The sequence below is a fragment of the Bacteroides xylanisolvens genome (assembly GCF_018289135.1).
Lineage (GTDB): Bacteria > Bacteroidota > Bacteroidia > Bacteroidales > Bacteroidaceae > Bacteroides > Bacteroides xylanisolvens.
This window is the reverse complement of sequence record NZ_CP072216.1, coordinates 6,384,953-6,407,670: the sequence shown is the minus strand read 5'-3', so window position 1 is coordinate 6,407,670 and position 22,718 is coordinate 6,384,953. Positions and strand designations below refer to the sequence as shown.

Sequence of the window (22,718 nt, the reverse complement as noted above, 5' to 3'; positions counted from 1 at the left end):
GACAGGAATTAGATCAATACCCTTTCTCCAAACGTTTCAGAGCAGCAATAGAATCGGATACATAGCTATTGTCCGGTTCTATTGACCGCCAATAACAAAGCTCTCCAATCAACCGTTTCAGATAGACAGGATCACTCGAACCAATCCGTCGCTGATGTTCTGCCAAACCTTTCGTCAGGATGAAATAGACATTCTTCCGGATTTCCCTCTTTCTGGCTTTAGGGATAGTCAGTTTCACACCGGAAGAGATGGACACTCCCGTGATAATCTTTCTACCATACTCATTGATGAAACGGGTCTTTTTATGATTCGGTTCGAATTTCTCATCACGAATGATTTGTTTAATACGGGGAATAATCTGCTCTTTGGGAAATACATCTCCCGAAAAAGTCAGGTCATCGGCATACCGGGTATAAGTCAGTCCGTATTCCGCTGCCAATGCCGCCAACTTCCTATCCATCTCATAACTAACGATATTACTTAACGACGGACTTGTAGGCGCTCCCTGCGGCAAGTGTCTGTGCAAACAACACAACGTTCCCAATACTTTAGATACATTTTCCGGATAACCGATCTTCTCAAATGTCTTTTTCACTCTCGGACTCCGTATAGAAAAGAAAAAATCATGAATATCCATTTTCAACACATACCGCTTTCCTAAATGAGGATTGGCATTGTCGACTACAGAATGACCGTTCCGGAAACCTACCGCTGCCGGATGAATCATTGTTACAGGTGATAATATACGAGAATTAATAGTCGCTTGAATGGATTGCATTGTTTCGTTAGGAGCAGAGATCATACGATACCCTCCTTTTCTTTTTCTCATCCAAAATTCCCGGTAATGTACAGAAACGTTTCGTAGTATTTCCTTCAATTGTCCCGTTTCCATTCCCAACAGATTGGCACACCAGACAACAGCCGATTCATCATACTTTTGAACATACTGTGCTCTTGAAACTGTCGCTCCCAAAGCATGCCTAAGCCAGGCTCCATGCTCCCATTTTACTTTAGTAGTCTTTTCTTCCTTACTACCGTCTGTCGCTTTCCATCTTTTATACCCCTCTTGTTTTCTGCTTGAGGAAATCATCTTATAAATCAGAAAACCAGTGACAATAAGTATCGTTATTAGAATTCCGTCCATTTTGTATTATGTATATAAACAAAGAGAAGAGAGGATGAGTTATTTACTAAAATAAATTTAGGTATTTATACCTTAGAATTTATTTTCTAGGAAAAATACCTGTGCTTACGAGGCGACTACACCTCTTTGATGCTAAATTCGGCCCTCATCCTCTCTTATACAAAGATAAGTATAATCTTTCGATAAAACAACCGGAACGGAGAAAAACTATCGGTTGAACAACTCAAACGTGAACTTACAGCCTATTCCTCCGAATTTCCAGTTTTCGCTGCTTACGAAGACTCCCACGTCGAAAATATGCGTACCGATGCCATATCCGACTTCCAGATAAGGTTGAAGATGCGGCATAGAAAGTGCACTGATGTAAATACGTTCATTCTGCACATAACGGGTGTACTTCATCAGATGCCGGAGAATAAGGAATGGAGCTTCGTAGGTGAAATGTCCCCGCACATAACGACGGGAGGAGTTATACCAACGTGAGTCAAGCACCTGAAATACTCCGCCGATTTCATCATTCCAGCCTACGGGAAGATTATGGCGGGAGAAATTGGCAAAGTCCACAAAATACAGTTCATCCTGATTGGTGAATGCCCCGAATCCGAAACGATAATAAATATTACGCATCAATCCCATCCGGATTTGATGCTGAAGGTCAAACTCTATTCTTTCATATTCGCCCGTACTTTTAAATACTCCTTTAATTCCCCGTTCATAATCGACCGAGAAGGTTGGATAGATAGAATGCAAATTTATCTTTCGCTTTCCGTTCATATAATAATAGAGTCCCGGCGTCCACTCTATCCGGATGCGGGGAGCGAAACTGATATAAGTGTTCTTGAATTTATCCATAAACTCCGGAGGCGGCATCGGATAATCACCGGTAATCACAAAACGGGAAGGCTCTACGGCTGTTCTTTTATGGGCAGAGAACCCCAGACCGATATCCAGTCCGTTGACTATCTCAACTGTATGGCGGAAGTTAAAATACAAGTCCTTGAAATAATCAAGATGAATTAAATCGAAATTAAAGATACTATCCGGCATGGCTTTCAGTTCGTCGAGCACCTTACTGCTATAGATACGGTTACCATTACCCACATTCAACCGGAAGAATCCCCGTTTCTGCGGCCAGTATTCAAAGTCGGCATTCAACGACCAGTAGAACTCTTTACGCGTGAAGTTGTATCCGAGTTTCGGCACAATACGAAGTAATTTATCCCCTCTGAAAAGACGGTTGTAACGGAAATCCTGTCGATAAGACAAACCGTTGCTTCCGCTATAACTGAATAAAAGCGGATTTATAAACGGAGAGAACCGTACGCTTCCGATATTGGACAAATTGAATTTATAATCTTCTACCATCAAGTCCCCCATCGTTCCCCAAAAGGCCTGACTCTTGGATGGCTTTTGTATGGTAGCCGTGTCACGTCTAAGCGCATTGTCGAAATATAGTTTTTTCTCGCTCTCGTTCAAAGGGATCGGGCGCATGATAGCAAAGGTAGAGGCGTCCGTTTTATAAGCATTCGTATCACACTGCAAGGAGAAAGATTCCGAAAGATTATATTTCCTCTTCTCTTTCTTACGTACCTTCTTTTCTTTCAGTTCGATGGATTTATAATCTAAAGAAGCTGTATAATTACCATCTACCTTATTTCCGAGGAATTTGAAAAGGGCTTCTACATCATAACGCACCGGCAGGAATTCATTTTTCTTGCCGACATCTCCCATCTGAATCCAACAGGTAAATGTTATCAGCTCCGATCTTCCCGAAAAACGGATTTCACGAACACTCCAGACGTTGCTGCTAACCACCATATATCCACCTACCAACTGATCGCTCTTGGTACGGGGAATAAAGCGGACTCGATAATCCAGATTATTAGGATCTCCCATCACACTGTCTATCTGGTATTTATAGTATTTCTGTCCGTTTTTAGCCAGTGGTGATAACAAGCGTTCATCATTCAGCAAAGACGAAGAGTAGATATTTACATTAAAGTATTCGAGCAAGCCCGGCAATCCCCTGTTTCCTCTCACCGTTCCCTGGGAGGCTTTTACTTTCTGGTCGTAAATATTGGGAGCCGTATAATGCAGGTCACTGTACGTTTCAAGCAGATATTCGCGAACACCCTTTTGCAAACGAAACATGGAAGGCACATAACGGAGAATAAAATTCTTCTTCTGAATGTCCATCTTACCTTTTATATATAGGTTCGCGCGATAATCGCTGACTATCGTTTCATACAAAGGCGCAAAGGTCATCACACGTTCTATGATGGAGTCGGCAGAGATTTCCTGATGAGTATAAGGATTCATTATATAATTATTGGCTGCCCCCTTTGATATAAAAGAGAACAGACACAATATGCATCCTATCAATATTTTATCTCTCAATTGTCGTATCTCCTTCATTAACGTAGGCAAATATAAAAAAGAATATCGAAAAGCAATGGAATTAAGCTACTAAAAAGAGTTATCAGGGGAAGGAAGCTTTTCACACCTGATTAATATAAATATATGAATAAACAAAAACGACTCATGTTTGAATGCATGAGTCGCCTATTAATAATAGGAGAAAGATTATAATTTCTCTATTTCTTCTTTCGAAATACCCGTAGATTTTATGATAATATCATTATCCACCCCTAATTCTTTCAATTTACGGGCTGTTTCTCGTATACCTTTTTGTATACCTTTTTGTTCTGCAAAGTCCAACGTATTAAAATAATCGTTGTAAACTTTCCATTCTTCCTCGTACTGCATTCTTTCCTCCTGGGTCATATTCGCTTTGGAGGCTAACTTTTCCAGTCGTTCAAAAACGGCTTTACGAGCCTTGAAAGGCATTCGATCAAGTGTATCCATGTGCTTTAATATATAAATCCAGCGTTCAAAATCATTTTCACATTCATCCTCTTCTTTATTAAAGTTCGGCAATTCAATAAAAATCTGCCGGAACTTACTATTGAAAAGCTTACCTGTATCCCTGTCAGAAAGGATAACATCCGTTCTGATTTTAGAGGGTATATCCTTGTCCATCACGAAGTTCATGAAGAACACTCCGTACACAGCATCTAATTGAAAGTTCCAAATCCCTTTTCTCGCTTGTTGGGTAATAGCCCTAGAGAGATAGAAAAGGGCACGGTCTTTAAAGTAAGGCTGTTCCCGGTTCTGCATTTCTACGATAATATGTTCCCCCGTATTGGTTCTACAATATATATCATAGATAAGTCCTCGTTCTGTTTTTACTTCCGGCTGCTGTTCGTTGTTTAGGAACTGGATGTCGGTAATTACATGCTCTCCTACGAGCAAATCATTCAAGAAGTCGATTAATAACTCCTTTTCTACCTCTCTGCCGAATAAAAACTTAAAGCCAAAATCGGTAAAGGGATTGATAAATCTTCCCATTATTTCTTATATCTCAATTATAGAACAAAGATAGAGTTTTTTTGTTGAATAGTGTCAAGTATGGGAGGATAAAATAAAATAAAATCAAACCAATACCTAACATGAAGTATATGGTTTGATACTACGTAATATCGACTCTATATCACGATTTTAAAGTTGATTTATGAATAGACAACTAAAGTCGTCTGTTCGGTCAACTAAAGTCAGCGACTTAGACAACTGCAGTCGGCTGTATGGTCAACGGCAGTCGGCTGATACCATGTTAACTATTTCAATCTGTTATACGGTCATATTCATCTTCTTATATCCTTCCATATAAGGAAACGCCTAAGCTTTTGTTTGAACCGGGGGAGCTTTTCGTTAGAGTGTGAAGGGTGTGAAAAGCTAAAACGAGGTCATTAAATCACAGCAAACATCTGTCATACTACAACTTACGAGTCTGTGAAACTTGTGGAAGGCAAAAGTAAACTTTTATTTCTAAGTTGACAGAGAAGTTGATATACTTTATTTTACCATGATTTTTGAAAAGAATCAAACCACCGCTAGTTTGATTCATAACGGTACATAAATGAACTAAATGATAATTTTGCGGAGTGCCCTGAAAGGGCTTAATTATATAGCGTAGGGCAACGCCCTACGTAAAAACGACAATCTGAATTTGCGCCCTGAAAGGGCATAATTGTATACGGTTCTGCCCTTTCAGGGCTTGTGGCTGGTGTGTTTTTTTCGTAGGGCGTTGCCCTACACTATATAATTAAGCCCTTTCAGGGCACCCCAATAAATATATAATTGTAAGGCTTTCAGCCTAACTGCAAAATTCCCATTTAACCGATAAATTCCCATTTAATTAAGAACTGCATAAAAAAGAGAAATGCTTACTCTTACCTTTTTATTTCTCCTTTTATTTTTGACAAAGAAGAAAATTGTCGTATCTTTGTGATACTCTTCATATCAACCAGGCAGGGAACCTGCCTCGTTTTCGTGGCAGGCATTTTTATGCCTGTCCTGATGCTTCATATGGCGGTTTCGTACCCCCGTGTGGAGTGTTAATGCACCCACTGCCTGGTTGGTGAAGAGTAGCGGGAAAGGCGGAACCGCTCTTATTTCATAGAAAATCTTCGGGCTCAGTTGTAATTCTTGGGGGATTAAGTTTAGTCAATTCCCTTCATGCATATACCTTTGCTAGCCTAAAAAGGAAGAAGCTCATATCCACTACTCCTCTAAATGATGCCCTAAATGCTTTGATTTTAGCATTAAATGCTTCCGCTGCTGCATTTGTACTCCTGTTCACAAAGAAGTTCAGAATCCTTTCATAATGATTCTCAATAGAGTTTGCTACTGTTGTGAATGTATCGTATCCATATTCTTCAATCTTATTATACCATAGTGCCAGCTTTGCTCTTGCTACATCCTTGTCATAGTTTGTGGAAAAGATCTTTCCCAACTCCAATGAGTAGTAATATACGTGCTTAATATCTTCAAACTGCTTGAAAAGTAATTCTGCCCTGATTTTCTGACTCTTGGTCCATTTATCAGGTGATTTAAATAATAAATATCTGCTTCTGGCCAATAATTGCCTGAGTGTATCTCCGTTTTCGAGTTCTTCTGCTTTATATACTTCCCCCTTCTCTTTTGCCGCTTTCATAGCTTTATTCTCCTCTTTTATCACTTGCCATCTATATGTAATGCGCAACTCTTGTACAGCTTCGTATACAAGTTTTTGTACATGAAACCTATCAATCACCTGCATGGCACGTGGAAAGCACGTTTTGGCAATCTTTTGCATGCTCCCGGCCATATCCAGTGTAATTTCTTTGACCTGATTACGCAGCTCCTGTGGCATCTTTGTAAGTACCGCAATGATATCATCGGTTTTAGTGCCCTGAATTACAGCTATAATAGAACCTTTCCTACCTCGCTTATCTCTATTTATTAAGATGGTATAAAGATCTCCCTTACTTAAAGCCGTTTCGTCAATACATAGGTGATAACCCATATTCTTTGGATAAAGGATATACTCTTGGGCATGTGCTCTCTGATCCCAATTCTGGAAGTCACTCAGGTGGTCTTTATATTGGCTTTGAAGCTGTTTGCCATCCATACAGTAATGCTCAGCTACACTTTGGCAGCTAACGGCGTGATTATCTAAGTAATTCTTTTAAAAAAGCACCGAACTCAGCGGTTATGCGAGTACCGGTGGCTACCAAACTCCAGTCACGACTATATGTCTGCCCAGTGGATGGATCTTCCCAGCGACGACGCTTGATACGTAAATAAACGGCTTTACCACGGATAGGGAAGTCCTGAACTTCAATCTCAGGGAGGAAACCTTTTGAGTGAAGATGGAGATCAGAGTACTCAGCAGGAATAGTGGCTTTCTCCTCTAAATAAAGAATAAAGCAAGTATCCTGAGAAACATGATTGACTAGGGTAAAGTAATCAAGGATTCCTGAAGGCAAGAACAAGCTTAAAGAAGCAACAGGATCAATCGTTTGGGAAGAGGATGTTTTCATGATGCAAAAATAAGAATTTTAACGCAATCCCCCAAGGTTTCAGACTGAGCCAATCTTCGCCTACCACCTTATTCATAATTATATTATGGAAACAAAACTAGTTACCGTTCAACCAGCGGTGGGAGGCATGATAAAGGCTTCCAAAGATTCATTTGTTATTCCTAAAGAAGAATTAAAGGATTTCTACCTTAAATTCGCTTTCCTCCTGAACCCGGATTCCTGCTCCGTAAACCGCACCGAATTCGAACTATTAAACATTCTGCTGAAGGACCTGAAAAAAATCTTGGCAGCATTGACTCACCTCAACACCCATCCTTGGGATGAAGGCATCGCAGAAATCCAAATTTCATGCGGTGTTTACTCCCTACAAGATAACTTGAGCAAAGAAAAACGTATGCAAATGAACACCTCTACGGGTAAACACCTACAATTTCTCACCCAAATGGCTATGGACAGTCCAGTGTTCAAACAGTTATTCAGGAACTATCACAACCATTATATCCAAGTGGAAAGTTTGGTTAAACAGATGGCTAAAGAAATGGACCAACAGAAGCAATAAGAACAGAAGTTGGATAATCAACAGAGGGGGTATCTTTAGAAAAATACATTCATTTCTAAAAATACCCCCTTTAAAATAGGGGTACTTTCAGAAAAAACATATAATTTTGCGCCATCAACCGATAAAAAGTAGACCATTTATGTCAAAAATGCGTTTTTTTGCCTTACAAGAGCTTTCCAACCGGAAACCTCTGGAAGTAACTGCTCCTTCCAACAAACTCTCTGATTATTATGGTAGCCACGTGTTCGACCGCAAGAAGATGCAGGAGTATCTTCCCAAAGAAGCCTACAAAGCTGTAACCGATGCTATCGAAAAAGGTACGCCTATCAGCCGCGAAATAGCAGATTTGATTGCTAACGGCATGAAAAGTTGGGCCAAGTCACTCAACGTCACTCACTACACACACTGGTTCCAGCCTCTGACAGACGGAACAGCCGAGAAACATGACGGTTTTATCGAATTCGGCGAAGACGGCGGAGTAATCGAACGCTTCTCCGGAAAACTACTGATCCAGCAAGAGCCGGATGCCTCTTCTTTCCCTAACGGCGGTATCCGCAACACTTTCGAAGCACGAGGATATACAGCCTGGGATGTTTCTTCACCGGCATTCGTGGTAGACACCACTCTTTGTATCCCCACTATCTTCATTTCTTATACAGGTGAAGCACTGGATTACAAAACTCCCTTATTGAAAGCACTTGCCGCCGTAGATAAAGCAGCAACGGATGTCTGCCAACTATTCGACAAGAACATCACCCGCGTATATACCAATTTAGGATGGGAACAGGAATATTTTCTAGTTGACTCTTCCTTATATAATGCACGCCCCGACCTCTGCCTGACAGGACGGACACTGATGGGACACTCTTCCGCCAAAGACCAACAGTTGGAAGACCACTATTTCGGCTCCATCCCTCCACGTGTCACCGCATTTATGAAAGAACTCGAAATTGAGTGTCACAAACTGGGTATTCCTGCCAAAACCCGTCATAACGAAGTAGCCCCCAACCAATTTGAGTTGGCCCCTATCTTCGAAAACTGCAACCTTGCCAACGACCACAACCAACTTGTCATGGATTTGATGAAACGTATTGCAAGGAAACATCACTTCAATGTACTCCTACACGAAAAGCCATACAGCGGAGTAAACGGTTCGGGCAAGCACAACAACTGGTCGCTCTGCACCGACACCGGCATCAACTTGTTCGCCCCCGGAAAGAATCCGAAAGGAAACATGCTATTCCTCACTTTCCTGGTAAACGCCTTAATGATGGTTTATAAAAACCAGGATTTACTGCGGGCCTCCATCATGAGCGCCAGCAACAGCTACCGTTTGGGAGCCAACGAAGCTCCTCCCGCCATTCTCTCCTGCTTCCTGGGTTCACAACTATCGTCCACTCTCGACGAAATTGTCCGCCAGGTAGGAAACGAGAAAATGACACCGGAAGAAAAAACCACTCTTAAATTAGGTATCGGACGTATCCCCGAAATCCTACTGGATACTACCGACCGTAACCGCACCTCTCCTTTCGCATTCACCGGAAACCGTTTCGAATTCCGTGCCGCAGGTTCTTCTTCCAACTGTGCCGCCTCCATGATTGCAATCAATGCCGCCATGGCAAACCAGTTGAACGAATTCCGCGCATCAGTAGAAAAGCTGATGGAAGAAGGAGTAGGCAAAGATGAAGCCATCTTCCGCATACTGAAAGAAACGATTATCGCCTCCGAACCGATTCGTTTTGAGGGCGACGGTTATTCTGAAGAATGGAAACAGGAAGCCGCACGCCGCGGACTGACTAACATCTGCCACGTACCGGAAGCCCTGATGCACTATATTGACAACCAATCCAAATCAGTGCTGATTGGCGAACGTATCTTCAACGAAACCGAATTGAACAGCCGTCTGGAAGTGGAACTGGAGAAATATACCATGAAGGTGCAAATCGAAGGCCGTGTACTGGGCGACCTCGCCATTAACCACATCGTACCGACTGCCGTTGCCTATCAGAACCGATTGCTCGAAAATCTTCGCGGACTGAAAGAAATATTCCCGGCTGAAGAATACGAAGTGTTGAGTGCCGACCGCAAAGAACTGATCCGTGAGATTTCCCACCGGGTCACTTCCATCAAAGTACTGGTTCGCGAAATGACCGAAGCACGAAAAGTAGCCAACCACATGGAGAACTACAAGGAAAGAGCATTTGCATACGAAGAAAAAGTACGTCCATACCTCGATCAAATCCGCGATCACATCGATCATTTGGAGATGGAAGTGGACGATGAAATATGGCCGTTACCCAAATACAGGGAACTGTTATTTACTAAATAAAATGCCTATAAGATTGCACGAAAGCTCCCACTTTTGTGCAATCTTTTTATAGATTCGTTCATTTTCTCATTTTTTCTTTTTACTTTTGTGCTGTATAACACAGTTTTGTAGCACTCATGGTAAAAATGAATATGTCAGACATCGATATTTCGGAACCGTTATCCGATATGTTAGCTCCTTTAAATAACGAGCAAAAGGAGTTTCTGATGAACAATTATACGATACAAACCTACAAAAAAAATGAAACCATCTACTGCGAAGGGGAAACACCTTCTCATCTGATGTGTCTTATCAGTGGGAAAGTAAAAATCTTCAAAGATGGCGTGGGAGGTAGAAGTCAGATTATTCGCATGATTAAACCACGCGAATACTTTGCTTATCGTGCTTATTTTGCCAAACAAGATTTTGTAACTGCCGCAGCAGCTTTCGAACCCTCTGTTGTTTGTCTGATTCCTATGAATGCTATCTTAACTTTAGTTGCCCAGAATAATGACCTGGCCATGTTTTTTATCCGCCAGCTTTCTATTGATCTCGGCATCTCGGACGAACGCACCGTTAATCTGACACAAAAGCATATCCGCGGACGCTTGGCCGAATCTCTCATCTTCCTGAAAGAAAGCTACGGTTTGGAAGAGGACGGATCTACTTTGAGCATTTATCTTTCACGCGAAGATTTAGCTAATCTCTCTAATATGACTACTTCGAATGCTATCCGCACATTGTCACAGTTCGCTACGGAACGACTGATTACAATCGACGGAAGAAAGATCAAAATCATCGAAGAAGAAAAGCTGAAGAAAATAAGTAAGATTGGATAAGAAAATTCCTGCACCAGTCGCTCCACCCTAAATAGTGAACATACATATAGAAAATATAATTGCAGACATCAGACGTGGTAACAAACAGGCTTTCAAAAAGCTATTTGATGACTACTATCCTATTCTTTGCGTGTTCGCATCCCACTATATTGAAGACAAAGAAGTTTGCAAAGACATTGCGCAAGATGTATTGTTAGCTTATTGGGAACGAAAAGAAGATTTCGACGACATTTTGAAAGTAAAAAGCTTCCTTTATACCGTCACCCGAAATAAATGTCTGAATCACCTAAAACATGAACAATTAGATATTCCTAATTTTTCCGGACAGGAAGAAATCGATAGTGGCTTTGAAGCTGCCATTATCGAACAGGAAACATTCCACATGGTTCGCAAAGCGGTAGAAGAATTGCCTACCCAAATGCGAAATATCATCTTATACTCTATGAAAGGGTTAAAAAACCATGAGATTGCTGACAAATTGCAAATTTCAGAAGGCACTGTCCATACGTTAAAGAAATTCGCCTATCGCAAACTTCGCGAAGGTCTCAAAGGCATAAATTACACCTTATTACTATTTTTATGCAAATAAAGTAACTTTTTGATTACCCCGTTTTTTCGATTGGATTGTTTTACTTATATAACAAATCGAAAAAACGATGAATTCATTCAAAGAAAAATTTAAAATTGCAAAAATCTTAGCTTCCTTATTTACTCATTCGTCTACTCCCGAAGAGGAAAAAAACTATCATGCGTGGTTGGATGAAAATCCGGAGCATCAAAAAATAGCCGACCGGATATTAAATAAGGAAACGTATGAAGAAAACAGCCGGTTAATAAAAAGCTTCTCTTCACAAAAGGCATGGGACAGAATCTATCCGCTACTAGGAGGAGAAAAAACATCCGGTTTTCTTTCATGGAAAAGGAGTCTGAAATATGCGGCTCTTCTTTTGCTATTGTTAATACCGATTTCATACCTTATTTATAATTGGGTAGCCGGAGAACCAATCGGTGAAATCACTCCAGGAACCCATGGCGGAGAACTGACTTTAAGTAATGGCAACACTTTCAACCTTTTTGAGAATGTCCTTCCGGAGGGTGCAACTGAAGTGTTCATCATTGACTCCAAAGGGATTAATTATCAAACTCCTGCCAACAAGCCCAAAGTGAAAGAAATCAAAAATACGCTTCGTACACTGCATGGTATGGAATGTCACATTGTCCTTTCAGATGGAACAAAAGTACATCTGAACGCAGAATCACAACTGACTTATCCGATTTGTTTCAGCGATAAGGAACGCATCGTACAGGTTGAAGGTGAAGCCTATTTTGATGTTGCTCCAGATAAAGCACATCCTTTTATCGTGCAAACACCGCACACTTCTATTCGGGTGACAGGAACTTCTTTCAATGTAAGGGCTTATGCGGATGAAGAAGTGGAAAGTACTACACTAATTAGTGGAGCTATAGAGATTAGCAGTGAAAACGAAGATTATGAATTGATTCCAAACCAACATTTCGTATATGACAAAAATAGTCGGGAAAGTACCGTATCTAACGTAAATACAGAATTATACACTTCCTGGGAGTCCGGATCATTCATATTTATGAATGTTCCTCTTGAGAATGTAATGTCATATCTTTCCAAATGGTACGGATTCACATACACTTTTGAAGACGATGCAGCCAGACAGGTACAAATCGGAGCTTATCTCAACCGCTATGCAAACATGAATCCAATTATCGACATGATAATGGAATTAAATATGGTAGACATAAAACAAAGAGAAGGTATACTGCACATTTCTTATAAACAATAACTATTAATACATATTATAACTAACGCATTATGAAAAAACGAACACAATCCTCCTCAAAGGGAGTATCTTATGTAAGCAGAAATTTCGTTAAGTTCTGCCTTTTATGGATATTCTCCCTTTCTTCACTTATGATTCAAGCACAAGACAATCAGCGAATCTCCGTTGATCTGAGAGGCGAAAGCCTGGAATCTACGCTTTGGTATTTGCAAAACCGTACAAAATTCATTTTTATGTACGCAACAGAAGATATCGCTAACATAACCGATATCAGCGTAAGGGCAAAAAACAAAACGATCACCGAAATTCTGGATGAATGTCTGGAAGGAACTAACCTGACTTATGAAGTATCAGGCACTGCCATCGTTATTAAGAAAAGAAAGACTAATAAAATCACGATTAGTGGATGGATACGTGATGCAAGCGGTGAAGCACTTCCCGGAGCTACAGTCACTGTCCGAGGTTCAAAACATGGAGCTATCGCCGGACTAGACGGACATTACACTTTTAATATTCCTGCACAAGAAGGGTTAATATTAACTTATTCATTCATCGGAATGGAGAAAAAGACTGTAAGATATACAGGAAAGAAAACGATTAATGTCACTCTAAACAGTTCCAGTACTGAAATTGACGAAGTGGTTGTAACCGGTTATCAGAATATTCAACGCCGTGACCTAGTAGGTTCTATTACCACAGTAAAAGCAAAAGATATTTTAATGCCTTCATATACCACTATTGACCAAATGTTGCAAGGACGTGTGGCAGGTATGATTGTCACCAATACAAGTAGTCGTGTAGGTACTGCCCCGAAAATTCAAATCCGTGGTACCAGTACCTTACTGGGTAATCAAGACCCACTTTGGGTAGTCGACGGCATCATTCAGGAAGACCCCCTGGAATTGAATGCATCTTCTCTCATGACAGAGGACTTGAAAAACATTATCGGTAATCAGATTTCTTGGTTAAATCCTGCTGATATCGAAAGCATTAGTATTTTAAAAGATGCTTCTGCGACCGCTATTTATGGTTCAAAAGCATCGAATGGTGTTATTGAGATCACAACCAAAAAGAATACGACTGATCGTCTAAGTGTCAATTACACCTCTAATTTTGTAATGGGTACGCGTCCCAACTATGGACAGTTTAATTATATGAATTCCAAAGAAAGAGTACTATTCTCACAAGAAGCTTTTAACTGGGGAACACCTTATGGCACAGAACCAATCAAACAAATATATACTTATGAAGGATTATTGAATATGTATCTATCGCACGATATATCTTCTGAAGATTTTCTGGCACAACGCAATGTTCTGGAAACACAAAATACAGATTGGTTCAAACTACTAACCCGCCGTTCTTTTAGCCATAACCATAATATAAGTGTTTCCGGTGGAACAAATAAATACAGTTATGCAGCTTCTATGGGATATTCCAATAGCGAAGGGCAGGAAATAGGAAACGACAGTGAACGTATGACCGGACGCGTTGCCATCACCATACGCCCGGTACAAAAACTAACGATTAATGCAACGATCAACGGTAGCGTAAGTACGAATAACGGTTTTGCCGGAGGAGTCAATCCTATGGGGTATGCTACTACTACCAATCGTTCTATAGACCCTGATGCTTACTATCAAATGAAAGCCTCATACCCATACAATAGCGGAGTCAAATCATTATCATACAATTTCGTAAATGAACGGAATAATAGTGGTTCTAAATCAAAATCAAGTTTCATGTCAGCTTCGCTGGACTTGAAATGGAATATATTGGACTGGTTAACTTACCAATTTACTGGTGGATATTCCAATAATAACAGCACAAACGAAGCTTGGGAAACTGAACAAACGTTTTATATTGCTGAAACATATCGTGGTTATGATTTCAACTCTGTCTCACCAAACAGTAAAGAGTTTGGAGCAGCCTTACTCCCATTCGGAGGCGAATTATTCACAAATAACGCACAGCAGTACTCTTACAACATCCAAAATAAACTGCAATTCAGTAAAGCCTTTAATAATGAGAACCGAATTAATGCTTTAGTAGGTATGGAATTACGTTCTTCCACTAATAAAGGTGTCAGCAATACGGTATGGGGATATGCCCCAGATAGAGGAGAAGTAATAACATTACCAACCACTCCACAAGCTTTTACACCGATTACAGGTTCTAAAAACGAAGGATGGGGGCTTTTAAAAAAGATATATGATGGTGGATGGAGAAAAGTCAATACTACAGACAATTACCTTTCCGTATTCGCCACATTGGCATATTCACTCAAAAACCGATATGTTGTTAATGCAAATATACGTAATGATGCATCCAACCGTTTCGGTCAGGATGCCAATCACCGTATTGACCCTACCTATTCATTCGGTTTCTCCTGGAGAGCTTCAGAAGAGGACTTCATGAAGAAATATGTAAAATGGATAACAACCTTAAACTTCCGCGGCACCTATGGTATTCAAGGAAATGCAGTAACGCGCATTAGTCCGGATTTGATTTTAAATCAGGGGAAAGTGGCTAATCTATACAACAGATATCAGTCTACCATCTCCCAAATCCCAAATCCGAATCTATCATGGGAACGTACCAAATCATGGAATTTCGGTGTAGACCTGGAATTATTCAGTATGTTTTATATGAATTTGGAATATTATACAAGACGATCCAATGCCATTGTTGAACTGGAATTACCTTATGAATATGGAATAACATCCATGAAACGCAACGGTGGTATTATCCACAACAGAGGTATCGAATACACATTAACTTTTACCCCGATACAGAAACGGGACTATGCATTAAGTGTCAGTTTGAATGCTTCCAAGAACTGGAATGAAGGCGGACATACAGACATTGATGTCAATGCAGCTTCCTTCTTAAGTGGACGTTCAGATATTGTATTAAAAGAAGGATATCCGCTCAGCAGTTTCTGGTCATACTCTTTTGCAGGATTAGACGGAAAAACCGGTGAAGCTTTATTCAATCTTTTGGATATTCCGGAAGAAGAACGTAGCAGACAAATAGATCCGACTACTTATCTGGTATATTCTGGTCAGAAAGATCCTTATTTCACTGGTGGATTGAGCTTAAGTTTCCGCTATAAATCATTAACTTTAAACACCAGTTTTTCACTTTTACTCGGCAACAAGAAACGTCTGCCATCACCATACAACCAATTCGCTAGTTCTTATTATATGCCAGATCCATATACAAATATAAACCGCGATTTACTGAACCGTTGGAAAGAACCGGGAGACGAAGCCCATACAATCATTCCTTCTTTACCCAAAGCAGGAATGGCTTATATAGAATTGCCCAACAATGAGAATGTTTATAGCATTCCATTATGGGAACAATCTGACGCTATGGTGGTCAGTGGTTCTTTCTTACGCTGCCGCAACATCGGTCTATCCTGGCAAATGAAACGTGAGTGGTGCGAAAAAATATATATGAAAAATCTATCACTCAACTTTAACATGGATAACATCTTTGTTATCGCCAGCAAACGTTTCAACGGTTTCGACCCGGAAGTTAGCAACAGTGTACTTCCACGGAATTATTCATTAGGTATTAACATTGGTTTCTAAAAAAATAAAAAGATAGACAATGAAAAGAATTATATACATACTAACAGGAATAGTCTTACTATCACTATCCTCTTGCTCAGATTTTCTAGAGCCTAAATCTCAAAGTGAGTACGTTCCCAAAGATGCAAATGCTTTGCAAGAAATGTTAATCGGTTCTGCTTATCCCAGACAGGATAAAAGCAATTTCCTACTACCCTTTCTTAGCTTCTTAGACGATGACATTCAGTTCCACAAAACTGATTATGAATTTAGCATCAACTCTCTAAAAAATATAGAAGCCAAACAAGCTGTTTATACATGGCAACCGGATATGTTTTTCATTATGGAAAGAAATGGTTATCCTCTTCAGAATATCTGGGAAGGATACTATAACTATATCTTAGGCGCAAATGCAGCTCTTGATTATATCGGTGACGTAAATGGTACGGAGGCTGAAAAAAATTATGTAATAGCCCAATCCCTCGGATTAAGAGCTTTCTATTATTTTATGTTAGTCAATCATTTTGGAGCACCATACAACTATAACAAACAGGCTTTAGGAGTTCCACTCAAACTAGACAGCAACCTGCTACCTGAAGACCAACTATTAATGACACGAAACACCGTTGAGGAAGTATACAACCAAATTGTGGACGATCTGAATGAAGCTGAACGTTTATTCCTTACTTTAAGCAAAGATAAACAATATGAACCGAATTATCTGGTTAGCCTTCCAATGATACAATTGCTGAAGTCCCGCGTCTTTCTCTATATGGAAAACTGGAAAGATGCAGCGATATACGCCAACAAAGTAATAAAAGACTGGTCCTTCGCTTTAGTAGACTTAAATAACCTCCCTTCTCCAACAGTGGCAGAGCCTTATTACAATTTTACATCTTTAAAATCATCTGAGGTTATTTGGTTATATGGAAGCGTTTCAGACTTAACTGTATTCAATGATGAGTCGGTAGAGTATGAGGAAGAAGGTTACTTCGGTAATACCACCACCTATTACCGAGAAGCTTTTATCGCTTCTGATAACTTGATTGAAAGCTTTGAAGATGGAGATTTAAGAAAAGAAAAGTATATAGCAAAAGAGTTCAATAAAGATGATAAAGTTTTCTATGAAGACTCTTATACTACTTTCGGCAAATACAAACTTTCAGCTACAGGTGAACCTAGTGGTTCGGAAAACTTTGCTTTATCCTTCAGACTAGGTGAGGCTTATTTAAATCTAGCAGAAGCAGCTGCCCATAATAATGACGAGAGTACAGCACTATCTGCTTTAAAAACCTTACTGGCTAAACGTTATGAACCCGACAAATTTGTTGAGCCTACCGGATTAACAGGTGATGCGCTCAAAACTTTCATCAAAAATGAAAGAAGAAAAGAACTTTGTTTTGAAGGGCAACGATGGTTTGATCTCCGACGCTACGGAATGCCACAAATTATTCATAGATGGGGAGAACAGGTATATACATTAAAACAGAATGATCCTTCCTATACCATGCCTATACCAGACGCCGTCTTAATTAAAAATAAAAAACTGGAGCAGAACCCTTTAGCTCCAAAACGCGAAAGTTAATAGTATATATCTTATGAATTAAACAAAAGAAATGAATATGAAAAAAAAATATATATTATGGGGATTACTTGCTTGTATGGCATTATTCACCTCATGTTATGAAGAAGACACACTGACTCCTACAGAAGGAGGCATTGAATTACGCTTTAAAGTACCTCAAGGAAATAATAGTTGGGACGATGACATCGCCCAAATATACGAAGACTATAATGTATATCTTATTTATAAAGATCTGCAAAGGGCTGATTTTAATCGCAGCTGGACAGGCATATCATATGGTAGTGGCTACGAAGGCCAAGGCTGTGTAAATGACGAAATGACCAATTACTATGTCGAATTTATGAAAAAGCATATCTTTGCATACTTGAATCCGCCGATCACATCTAAAGTTCTGCCTATGTATTGGTATTTGGGATACAATGTCTATAGTAAAGGCGTATTAGAAGTTGGAGGCGTAATCCTAGCAAGCTGGATTGTACCCATACACGAAAATTACGATGGGCTGGATTATTGGTGCACTTGTATGTTTGGAGAAGACAATCCCAGCGATCCTTATTTAATTCCCACAGACAGAGCACTCCTTGACAGACGCCGGAAAATGATATTGGCTCCCGTATTGGAAAAAGCAGTAAAAGCCGGAAACATCATTATACCTGAAGAATTTGAAGTGGGATTCGACCATGTCACTAATCTGATAGCAGGCTTGGGAATGGAAGATGACCCAAACTATTATCTTACCAGAGGATATCCGGGAAGTGTAAACACGTATGTATTCAATAGTATCAGCGAACCAGCCAACAACTCTTATCCTCCAACCAATGAAGAGACTTTTATAGGATATATGCATCTTTCCATGTACTATAACCAAGCACGACTAACAGAGGTATATCCGGCTGATAAATATCCTTTTCTCACCGAAAAGTTTGCTTTCGTACAGAAATATTTAAAAGATAAATATCAGATCGATCTGGAAGCAATAGCCAACGGACCGGAAGACTGGGATTTACCTTTACCTCCAATACCGGAGACTCCAGATGAAGAATAACAACTCTGATAATGAACTATAAACTCATAATAATGACAAAAGTAAAAAATCTATTATTAACCATATTACTCTTATGCGGTACCACCATATGGGGAAATAACGGGCTAAGAATATCAGGAAGAATAAAAGTATTAAAGCCAACGACTTTACAAATAAAAGATATGAATGAAGGCGTTGTATTAAGCTGCATCATCGGTACTAATAACACATTCAGTACCGATGAAATAAACATCATTCCTGATGTCTACAAACTCTATTTAGGAGAAACCGAACAGAATATTTATCTGGAAAATAACCCGGTAACAATCAATGGCTACTTCGACGAAAAGAACCCTGAACAAAGTTCGCTTTCATTCACTGGCATCGATCCGTTTCTGACTTTACAAAACTATATGCCAGCAGAAAAAGACCCGGATATAGCAACGATTTCTACTTCCGTCAAAGGAAAACTAACTCCCTCCATGGCATCTGCATTAGCCTATCTGGCAGATGTAAATGATTACCAATCCAACAAGATGCTATTGGACATGATACCGGAACAAGACAGAAAGTCTTTATCTGCCAAATGGCTGGTAAACAGGGTAGAAATCCTCTCCCACCAAATCATTGGTGCAGAATGTCCCGACTTTACTTTCACAGATGCCAACGGAAAAAACGTAAGTCTGAAAGACTTCCGTGGGAAAATTGTCGTACTTGACTTCTGTGCCTCCTGGTGTGGTCCTTGTCGTAAAGAGATGCGTAGTATGCTAACCATATACAATGAATTGAAGGCTGACGATCTGGAATTCATCAGTGTCTCGCTGGATGACAGCGAAGCAAAATGGAGAAAAATGCTGGATGAAGAAAAATTGCCGTGGGTGATGCTATGGGATAAGACAGGATTCCCTAAAAACAGCAAGACTCCAAGTGCTATCCAGACTGATTACGGCTTCTACTCCATCCCTTTCCTTGTAGTCATTGACAAAGAAGGCAAACTTGCTGCACGCAACGTCCGGGGTGAACAAGTACGCGAGGCCATTTTAAAAATAAGACAATAAACAAACTATATAAATTATAACTCTTTTGACAATGAAGAAACTTATATTTCCAATCGTATGCTGTTTTATCAGCGTTACTGTATCAGCCCAGTTAATCAAACCAAAGGCAGAAACACAAAAAAAACAATCCGAACTGGACTGGTTTAACTGTTCTTTCGACCAGGACAGTGTATACGGAGCTGAAGTAAACAAAGCTTATGATTACCTGAAAGCCAACAAAAAGAAAGCAAAGAAAAGACCGGTTGTTGCACTGATCGGAACCGGAATGGACGTAGAACACGAAGACCTAAAACACGCAATCTGGATCAACCCAAAAGAAAAGTCAAACCAAAAAGATGATGATAAAAACGGGCTTGTTGACGACATCAATGGCTGGAACTTCATCGGTGGTAAAGACGGCCAAGTAATGGAAGCTTTGACACGCGAAGGAGAACGTGAATTCTTCCGTCTCAAAGATAAATACGCTGATTATATCTTTGACGGAAAGAAGTATTATAAAATAGTCAATGGAAAACGCCAAGAAGTCCCCGCACCGGAAAACATAGAAGAATATAATTACTATCGCTATAAAGTCATGCCGGAATCAAGAATCGGTGGAGCTTACGGCGGTCTTCAACTATCTTATGTTATAGAAGAATATGTTGAAAAGTTCGATAAGGACATGAAAAAACGTTTTCCCGGAAAAGAGCTGACTGTTGAGGACTTCCAAAGTTGTTATGATCCCAAAGCTGAAAGAGACAGTCTTTCTGAAGTCGCTTTTGTATTTACTGCCTACTATTTCAGCATCTATAATACGGATAAATGGGAACCTGTTTATCAGAATATGGGAAAGAAAAGTGTAGAAACAGGTAAAGCGTCTTATGAAGAGGCTTTAAAGAGATACGGAAGTGATAATCGAAAAGAAATTGTAGGTGACAATCCTCTGGATATTAACGATACGCATTATGGTAATAATGTACTGTTGACATCTGATGCGGCAACAGGCGTAATGAAGGCCGGCGTTATCGCAGCTAAACGTGACAACGGTATCGGAAGTAACGGTATTGCAGACAATGCAGAAATCATGACCTTACGCATCCACCCGGGAGAAGGAGAACCATACCTGAAAGATATGGCATTGGCCATCCGCTATGCAGTAAACCACGGTGCAGATGTAATCGTATTACCGGAACAAAACTCCATATATCCGAAAGAGCAGAAACAATGGGTGTCAGAGGCGTTGAAAGAGGCAGAGAAGAAAGGGGCATTAGTTATAGTTCCGGTTTGGGATCTATCAATGGATATGGATAAAGACGAATTCTTTCCCAACCGTAAGATGAATAAAGAGGGAGAACTTACTAATTTTATGGTAGTTGCTTCTTCAGACAAGAATGGAAATCCGGTATTGAACACCAATTACGGTGCAACTGCTCTCGATATTTATGCTCCGGGAACAGACATTTATTCATCTTATATGGGTGACACTTATCAAAAAGGAACTGGAGAAGGAATGGCTTCGGCTACTGTAGCTGGCGTAGCTGCTCTTGTGAAGTCTTATTTCCCTAAACTGACCGGCTCTCAAATCCGTGACATATTATTAAAAAGCGTCACTTCACGCAAAGGTGTAGAAGTAGAAAAAGGAATCCGCGTGAACGATAGCCCTTCACAAGATTTATTCCTTTTTGATGACCTATGTATTTCCGGAGGTATCGTTAATGCTTACCAAGCAATCTTGGAAGCAGAAAAAGTCAGCAAATAAAGATTAGTCTATGAAATATACTCGTCTAATAGGAACCGTCATTGCCTTTTCCATGGCGGTCCCTTTATTCGCCCAACAATATAAAGCAACTATACCTTATCGGATAGTAGGCGAAAAAATGGTTATCGAAATGAAAGTGAACGGCAATGCACGCCCTTTTATCTTTGATACCGGAGGGCGCACCGCACTTACCACTAAAGCCTGTCAAGCACTACAAATAACAGCAACAGACTCTATGAAGGTGACAGATGTGAATAACGTGGAAAGCTATTACAAAACTACGCGAATAGAAAATCTGACGACTCCCGATGATGTTATTAACTTTAAAAATGCCCCGTCGCTAATCATCAATGAAGTAAAAGGCTGGGAATGTTTTGGAGTAGATGGTATCATCGGAAGCGATTTATTTGCAAGTACTATTGTAAGCATTGATTCGCAGACTAAAAATATCATAGTCACATCTGCCGAAAAGCCTTCTACAGTATCTTTACGAAAAATGCTGAATTTCACGAAAGAAGGGGGAATGCCAATTGTCAATGTACAGATCGCTCCGGTCAGCAACATCACTGTATTATTTGATACAGGCAGTCCCAGTCTGTTATCTCTTATTGAAAGTGATTTTGAGAGAATTAAACCGGAGGCATCTATGGAAGTCGTTTCTGAAGGATATGGGGAAGGAAGTATCGGAGTAGCCGGACAAGCAGATAAAGCATCTTCATATAGAGTACATATTCCCTTATTATCAGTAGGAGCCACCAAATTCCGCAACTTAACGACCCATACAGACAAACACCCTTATACATTACTAGGTGTAAAGTTATTACAATACGGGAAAGTGACTATCGACTATCCACGTGGAAGATTCTATTTTGAAGCTTTCCAACCGGATAATGAAATCAACAATCAATGCAACAACTTCGATTTGACGGTCAAAGACGGAGACTTATTTGTATCTACCGTCTGGAGTAGCACGAAAGGTAAGATAGAAGTAGGAGACAAAGTGATTAAGATTAATGGCAAACCTGCTAAGAAATATGACTTCTGCGAAAGTATTCTGAACGGAATACCGGAATTGAAAGAGAAAAAACAGACGAAGCTAACGATTGAGACTGCTTCCGGAATAAAAAATATTATCTACAAAAAAGAATGA

General features: G+C 40.0%; 16 protein-coding genes. 11 read left to right on the top strand and 5 right to left on the bottom strand.

From position 1 onward, the window contains the following. Positions 1–13: 13 nt before the first annotated feature. From INE92_RS25945 to INE92_RS25925, 5 genes are all read right to left on the bottom strand, one after another. A complete protein-coding gene (locus INE92_RS25945; RefSeq protein ID WP_151921400.1) occupies positions 14–1,144 on the bottom strand; it encodes a retron St85 family RNA-directed DNA polymerase in 1,131 nt (376 codons plus the stop codon). Between the two features lie 207 nt (positions 1,145–1,351). Beyond that, positions 1,352–3,559 (bottom strand): DUF5686 family protein, encoded by a 2,208-nt coding sequence (locus tag INE92_RS25940; protein ID WP_009039698.1) that lies wholly within the window; start codon positions 3,557–3,559, stop codon positions 1,352–1,354. A gap of 168 nt (positions 3,560–3,727) precedes the next feature. Beyond that, on the bottom strand, positions 3,728–4,552 hold the full coding sequence (locus INE92_RS25935) for an Rpn family recombination-promoting nuclease/putative transposase (RefSeq protein WP_074909391.1): 825 nt from the start codon (positions 4,550–4,552) through the stop codon (positions 3,728–3,730). A 1,165-nt stretch (positions 4,553–5,717) separates the two neighbouring features. Then, a complete protein-coding gene (locus tag INE92_RS25930) occupies positions 5,718–6,653 on the bottom strand; it encodes an ISAon1 family transposase (RefSeq protein ID WP_008025715.1) in 936 nt (311 codons plus the stop codon). A 40-nt stretch (positions 6,654–6,693) separates the two neighbouring features. Then, a complete protein-coding gene (locus tag INE92_RS25925; protein ID WP_008640050.1) occupies positions 6,694–7,065 on the bottom strand; it encodes an ISAon1 family transposase N-terminal region protein in 372 nt (123 codons plus the stop codon). Between the two features lie 85 nt (positions 7,066–7,150). Here INE92_RS25925 and INE92_RS25920 point away from each other — a divergent pair, with 85 nt between their 5' ends. The 11 genes from INE92_RS25920 to INE92_RS25870 all read left to right on the top strand — a co-directional run bounded on the left by INE92_RS25920 (position 7,151) and on the right by INE92_RS25870 (position 22,718). Further along, positions 7,151–7,624, top strand: coding sequence for a hypothetical protein (locus INE92_RS25920; protein WP_128859391.1), 474 nt, complete (start codon positions 7,151–7,153; stop codon positions 7,622–7,624). A gap of 139 nt (positions 7,625–7,763) precedes the next feature. After that, positions 7,764–9,953, top strand: coding sequence for a glutamine synthetase III family protein (locus INE92_RS25915; protein WP_055235832.1), 2,190 nt, complete (start codon positions 7,764–7,766; stop codon positions 9,951–9,953). Between the two features lie 116 nt (positions 9,954–10,069). Continuing rightward, a complete protein-coding gene (locus tag INE92_RS25910) occupies positions 10,070–10,771 on the top strand; it encodes a Crp/Fnr family transcriptional regulator (RefSeq protein ID WP_009039694.1) in 702 nt (233 codons plus the stop codon). Positions 10,772–10,805: 34 nt separating this feature from the next. Further along, on the top strand, positions 10,806–11,360 hold the full coding sequence (locus INE92_RS25905) for an RNA polymerase sigma factor (RefSeq protein WP_195436702.1): 555 nt from the start codon (positions 10,806–10,808) through the stop codon (positions 11,358–11,360). Between the two features lie 67 nt (positions 11,361–11,427). Further along, positions 11,428–12,588 carry a FecR family protein gene (locus tag INE92_RS25900; protein ID WP_004315456.1) on the top strand — a complete coding sequence of 387 codons (1,161 nt, stop codon included), beginning with the start codon at positions 11,428–11,430 and terminating at the stop codon, positions 12,586–12,588. Between the two features lie 29 nt (positions 12,589–12,617). Then, entirely contained in the window at positions 12,618–16,184 is a 3,567-nt protein-coding gene (locus INE92_RS25895; protein ID WP_195436701.1) for a SusC/RagA family TonB-linked outer membrane protein, read from the top strand. A 19-nt stretch (positions 16,185–16,203) separates the two neighbouring features. Next, the gene (locus INE92_RS25890; RefSeq protein ID WP_074910156.1) at positions 16,204–17,748 is read left to right on the top strand and encodes a RagB/SusD family nutrient uptake outer membrane protein; all 1,545 of its coding nucleotides are present in this window, start codon (positions 16,204–16,206) and stop codon (positions 17,746–17,748) included. Between the two features lie 31 nt (positions 17,749–17,779). Next, positions 17,780–18,793 (top strand): hypothetical protein, encoded by a 1,014-nt coding sequence (locus INE92_RS25885; protein WP_195436700.1) that lies wholly within the window; start codon positions 17,780–17,782, stop codon positions 18,791–18,793. 11 nt (positions 18,794–18,804) lie between these two features. Further along, entirely contained in the window at positions 18,805–19,830 is a 1,026-nt protein-coding gene (locus INE92_RS25880) for a TlpA family protein disulfide reductase (protein ID WP_008771145.1), read from the top strand. Positions 19,831–19,861: 31 nt separating this feature from the next. After that, entirely contained in the window at positions 19,862–21,568 is a 1,707-nt protein-coding gene (locus INE92_RS25875; RefSeq protein ID WP_004315451.1) for a S8 family serine peptidase, read from the top strand. A gap of 10 nt (positions 21,569–21,578) precedes the next feature. Then, a complete protein-coding gene (locus INE92_RS25870) occupies positions 21,579–22,718 on the top strand; it encodes an aspartyl protease family protein (protein ID WP_195436699.1) in 1,140 nt (379 codons plus the stop codon).

Bases quoted from the DNA above. Each gene is read 5' to 3' on its own strand.
- INE92_RS25890 (WP_074910156.1), top strand. From the start codon at position 16,204: ATGAAAAGAATTATATACATACTAACAGGAATAGTCTTACTATCACTA.
- INE92_RS25945 (WP_151921400.1), bottom strand. From the start codon at position 1,144: ATGGACGGAATTCTAATAACGATACTTATTGTCACTGGTTTTCTGATT.
- INE92_RS25940 (WP_009039698.1), bottom strand. From the start codon at position 3,559: ATGAAGGAGATACGACAATTGAGAGATAAAATATTGATAGGATGCATA.
- INE92_RS25915 (WP_055235832.1), top strand. From the start codon at position 7,764: ATGTCAAAAATGCGTTTTTTTGCCTTACAAGAGCTTTCCAACCGGAAA.
- INE92_RS25885 (WP_195436700.1), top strand. From the start codon at position 17,780: ATGAATATGAAAAAAAAATATATATTATGGGGATTACTTGCTTGTATG.
- INE92_RS25930 (WP_008025715.1), bottom strand. From the start codon at position 6,653: ATGGATGGCAAACAGCTTCAAAGCCAATATAAAGACCACCTGAGTGAC.
- INE92_RS25910 (WP_009039694.1), top strand. From the start codon at position 10,070: ATGGTAAAAATGAATATGTCAGACATCGATATTTCGGAACCGTTATCC.
- INE92_RS25895 (WP_195436701.1), top strand. From the start codon at position 12,618: ATGAAAAAACGAACACAATCCTCCTCAAAGGGAGTATCTTATGTAAGC.
- INE92_RS25875 (WP_004315451.1), top strand. From the start codon at position 19,862: ATGAAGAAACTTATATTTCCAATCGTATGCTGTTTTATCAGCGTTACT.
- INE92_RS25935 (WP_074909391.1), bottom strand. From the start codon at position 4,552: ATGGGAAGATTTATCAATCCCTTTACCGATTTTGGCTTTAAGTTTTTA.
- INE92_RS25870 (WP_195436699.1), top strand. From the start codon at position 21,579: ATGAAATATACTCGTCTAATAGGAACCGTCATTGCCTTTTCCATGGCG.
- INE92_RS25925 (WP_008640050.1), bottom strand. From the start codon at position 7,065: ATGAAAACATCCTCTTCCCAAACGATTGATCCTGTTGCTTCTTTAAGC.
- INE92_RS25920 (WP_128859391.1), top strand. From the start codon at position 7,151: ATGGAAACAAAACTAGTTACCGTTCAACCAGCGGTGGGAGGCATGATA.
- INE92_RS25880 (WP_008771145.1), top strand. From the start codon at position 18,805: ATGAACTATAAACTCATAATAATGACAAAAGTAAAAAATCTATTATTA.
- INE92_RS25900 (WP_004315456.1), top strand. From the start codon at position 11,428: ATGAATTCATTCAAAGAAAAATTTAAAATTGCAAAAATCTTAGCTTCC.